Source organism: Streptomyces ossamyceticus (genome assembly GCF_001418475.1).
In the GTDB taxonomy this organism is placed as follows: Bacteria; Actinomycetota; Actinomycetes; order Streptomycetales; family Streptomycetaceae; genus Streptomyces; species Streptomyces ossamyceticus.
Map to the genome: position 1 here is coordinate 1 of NZ_LIQX01000513.1, position 4,259 is coordinate 4,259.

Annotated in this window: 3 protein-coding genes; 2 read left to right on the forward strand and 1 reads right to left on the reverse strand. The window is 72.8% G+C overall.

Annotation, left to right across the window (positions count from 1 at the left end):
• Window positions 1-165: 165 nt before the first annotated feature.
• Window positions 166-1,398 carry a uroporphyrinogen-III C-methyltransferase gene (cobA, locus tag AOK15_RS31415; RefSeq protein ID WP_055521730.1) on the forward strand — a complete coding sequence of 411 codons (1,233 nt, stop codon included), beginning with the start codon at window positions 166-168 and terminating at the stop codon, window positions 1,396-1,398.
• Between the two features lie 64 nt (window positions 1,399-1,462).
• On the forward strand, window positions 1,463-2,281 hold the full coding sequence (locus AOK15_RS31420) for a TrmH family RNA methyltransferase (protein WP_055521731.1): 819 nt from the start codon (window positions 1,463-1,465) through the stop codon (window positions 2,279-2,281).
• Between the two features lie 104 nt (window positions 2,282-2,385).
• Here the strand turns inward: AOK15_RS31420 and AOK15_RS31425 are convergent, their stop codons facing one another.
• Window positions 2,386-3,690, reverse strand: coding sequence for a serine/threonine-protein kinase (locus AOK15_RS31425; protein WP_055521732.1), 1,305 nt, complete (start codon window positions 3,688-3,690; stop codon window positions 2,386-2,388).
• Between the last annotated feature and the right edge of the window lie 569 nt (window positions 3,691-4,259).

Sequence of the window (4,259 nt, forward strand, 5' to 3'; positions counted from 1 at the left end):
CCTGGCCGCCGCCGAGGCTGAACGGAAGGGGACGGGGGCGGGGAGACATATCCCACCCCGCCCCCGCCACACCCTCGCCCGCGCAATAAAATCGCACGTCAGGGGCCGCTCCAACGCCGCAGGGGCTCCGTCCCGCACCGCCGCCACCAGAGGAGCCGCACCCTCATGGCCGAACATCCCGCCTACCCCGTGGGCCTCCGCCTCACCGGCCGCAAGGTCGTCGTCCTCGGCGGCGGCCAGGTGGCCCAGCGTCGACTGCCCGCCCTGATCGCCGCGGGCGGCGACATCCTCCTCGTCTCCCCGACAGCCACCCCCTCGGTGGAGGCCATGGTCGAGGCCGGCGAACTGACCTGGGAGAAGCGGCCCTACGCGGAGGGCGACCTCGCCGACGCCTGGTACGCACTCATCGCGACCAGCGACACCGGGGCGAACACCCTGGCCTCGGCGGAGGCGGAGCGGCACCGCGTGTGGTGCGTCCGCTCCGACGACGCCGAAGCGGCCACCGCCTGGACCCCGGCCACCGGGACCAGCGAAGGCGTCACCGTCGCGGTCCTCACCAGTGATGCCAAGGGCCGCGACCCCCGCCACACCGCCGCGATCCGCGACGCCGTGGTCGAGGGCCTCCGCGACGGCACCCTGGTCGCCCCGCACCATCGCACCCGTACCCCCGGAGTCGCCCTCGTCGGCGGCGGGCCCGGCGACCCGGACCTGATCACCGTGCGGGGCCGCCGTCTCCTCGCCGAGGCCGACGTGGTCATCACCGACCACCTCGGCCCGCGCGACCTGCTCGCGGAACTGCCGCAGAGCGTCGAGGTGATCGACGCGGCGAAGCTGCCGTACGGCCGGTTCATGGCCCAGGAGGCCATCAACGACGCCCTGATCGAGCATGCGCGGAAGGGCAGGTCGGTCGTCCGCCTCAAGGGCGGCGACCCGTTCGTCTACGGCCGCGGCATGGAGGAGGTCCAGGCGCTGGCCGAGGCGGGCATCCCCTGCACGGTCGTGCCCGGCATCTCCAGCTCGATCTCGGTCCCGGGTGCCGCCGGCATCCCCGTCACCCACCGGGGTGTGGCCCATGAGTTCACCGTGGTCAGCGGGCACATCGCCCCCGACGACGAGCGCTCCCTGGTCGACTGGCCGTCCCTGGCCAGGCTCACCGGAACGCTGGTGATCCTCATGGGCGTCGGCACGATCGGCAAGGTCGCCGAGACACTGATCGCGCACGGCAAGTCCCCCGACACGCCCGTCGCCCTGGTCCAGGAGGGGACCACGGCGGCCCAGCGCCGGGTCGACGCCACCCTCGCGACGGTCGCCGAGACGGTCGTCGCCGAGGAGATCAAGCCGCCGGCGGTCATCGTCATCGGCGAGGTCGTGACCGTGGGCCCGAACCCCAGCAAGTAACCGCGGGTAACCCAACCCGTACCGAGCCGTTGGCACCACACCCAGGACAAGGCAGTATCACCCTGTGGCCGAACTCATCACCGTCGAGGACCCCGCCGATCCGCGCCTGCGTGACTACACGGGCCTGACCGACGTCGAACTGCGCCGCAGACGCGAACCCGCCGAGGGCCTGTTCATCGCCGAGGGCGAGAAGGTCATCCGCCGGGCCAGGGACGCCGGGTACGAGATGCGCTCGATGCTGCTCTCCGCCAAGTGGGTCGACGTCATGCGCGATGTCATCGACGAGCTCCCTGCCCCCGTCTACGCGGTCAGCCCGGAGCTCGCCGAACAGGTCACCGGCTACCACGTGCACCGTGGCGCCCTCGCCTCCATGCAGCGCAGACCGCTTCCGACGGCGGTGGACCTGCTGGGCTCCGCCCGCCGGGTCGTGATCATGGAGTCGGTCAACGACCACACCAACATCGGTGCGATCTTCCGCTCGGCCGCCGCCCTCGGCATGGACGCGGTCCTGCTCTCGTCGGACTGCGCCGACCCGCTCTACCGCCGCAGCGTCAAGGTCTCCATGGGCGCGGTCTTCTCCGTCCCGTACGCCCGCCTGGACGCCTGGCCGAGGGGCCTCGACGCGGTACGCGACGCCGGCTTCACCCTTCTCGCCCTCACTCCGGACGAGAAGGCGAAGTCCCTCGACGAGGCGGCCCCGCACAGGATGGACCGTGTCGCCCTGATGCTCGGTGCCGAGGGCGACGGCCTCTCCACCAAGGCGTTGATGGCCGCCGACGAATGGGTCCGTATCCCCATGGCGCACGGCGTCGACTCCCTCAACGTGGGCGCGGCGGCGGCCGTGGCGTTCTACGCGGTGGCGACGGGCCGACCGCAGGCGTGACGGCGCGGCCGGATGGCTGCGACGGACCATCGGTACGCGGGAGCCGCGCTGTACGACGCGGTCGCGGCCCCCGGCCCCATCCCTCCCCGGGGCCCGCGCGACGGTCAGTCGCCGTCCGGCTCCAGAACCGTCCGCTCGTGCCGCACCTCGTCCACGCCGAGTCCGCGTGCCGGACCCTGACATCCCTGGGCCGCGGCGATGCCGAGCGCCGCCAGCAGCGTCACCACGACGAACACGACGAGCCGCTGGCGCAGCAGCCGCGGATTGGCGGGCCTGCGCCCGGTGCCGTTGGTGCGGGGGCCCGGACGTCCGGCGCCACTGCGGGGCGCGGGCCGCTTTCCGGAGCCGGTGGCGCCGCGGCCCGACGCGGGCCGACCACCGGACCTGGAGCCACCCCCGGTCCGTGCATCCCCGCCGGTCCGGGAGCCGCCCCCGGTGCGGGGCAGTGGCGTCCTCGACGGCGTCGCCCGGGTCTCCGGCGGCTGCCGCAGCGTGCGCTGCTCGACGTACTGCTCGGCGAGCCGCCCCGAGGGACGGTCCGGGTCGGTGCGCGGCGCGGGCGGCCGGACGTCCGAGAGCCCCTGCGCCTCACGGGCGGCGATCTCCTTGAGCCGCAACGACAGTTGCAGGGTGCTCGGCCGTTCCTCCGGGTCCTTCGCCAGGCATGCCCGGACGAGCGGGGCGAGCGCGTCCGGCACACCGCGCAGCTGCGGCTCCTCGTGCACGACCCGGTAGAGCATGACCTCCGAACTGCCGTGCCCGAAGGGGGAGTCGGAGGTCGCCGCGTAGGCGAGCGTCGCCCCGAGGGAGAAGACGTCGGTGGCCGGGGTGACCGCGGCACCGCGCACCTGCTCGGGGGCGAGGAAGCCGGGCGACCCCACGGCCGTACCGACGTGGGTCAGTGTCGAGGCGCCGGTCGCCCACGCGATGCCGAAGTCGATGATCCGCGGCCCCTTCGGGGACAGCAGGATGTTGGACGGCTTCAGGTCGCGGTGGACGACACCGGCCTCGTGCACCGCCACCAGTCCCTCGGAGAGGGCGGCACCGACCGCGGCCACCTCGGCGGCCGAGAGCGGCCCCTCCTCGTTGACCTTGTCGTGCAGCGAGGGCCCCGGGACGTACTGGGTGGCGAACCAGGGCCGCTCCGCCTCCAGGTCGGCGGCGACCAACCGGGCCGTGCACCCGCCCCTGATCCGCCGCGCGGCCGACACCTCGCGTGCGAACCGCGACCGGAACTCCTGATCCTCCGCCAGGTCCGGCCGGATCACCTTCAACGCGACTCGTTGTCCACGCCGGTCGGAGCCCAGGTAGACAACGCCCATCCCGCCCGCGCCGAGCCGTCTGTGGATCCTGAACGAGCCGACGACGCGCGGGTCCTCGCGCCTCAGGCGCATCATCGCCATGTTCATCCCCGCTGCCCGTTCCGTCTGACGAGCCACAGCTTACGTTTCCACGGCCGGGCGTGCGCAGAGGCCGCGCCCTCGCGACCCCATCGATTGTCGGCCTCACGCACGCGACATGAAGGACGGTCAGGAAACAGGAGCTCGGGCGGGTGTTGGCTCCCTGATGATCTCAACGTCCCGACTGGCAAGGAAGATTGACGAACCTGATGGAGGGCGGGTGAGCAGGGTGCGGAACGTCGAGAACATGACATGCGGCGGTGGGGTGATCGTCTTCGCGACCGACCGTCGGACGGCGTCGGCGGCACGTCGGGGCGTAGCGGAAGTGAGCGAAGTCACCCTCTTCCGTGCGCGCTCCCACCCTCCCGTGGCGCCCCCGACAGAAGGGGCACTCCAGGCATCTCCCGGCCGTCCCCTCCGGGAAGACCCCGAGACCTAGGACCCCGTCTCCACCCTGGGGAGTACGCCGCACGTCGTCGCTCATCCTCCGGGAGGCCCGCCAATCGGTACGAGGGCATGACGACCCCTCCCCGCCGCGCGCCTAGATTTGAGGTCAAGCGGCGGGGAGGGGTCGTCAT

What these genes read in the sequence shown, in the direction of transcription:
- AOK15_RS31425 (WP_055521732.1), bottom strand. Translation starts at nt 3,690, where the DNA reads ATGAACATGGCGATGATGCGCCTGAGGCGCGAGGACCCGCGCGTCGTC.
- cobA (WP_055521730.1), top strand. Translation starts at nt 166, where the DNA reads ATGGCCGAACATCCCGCCTACCCCGTGGGCCTCCGCCTCACCGGCCGC.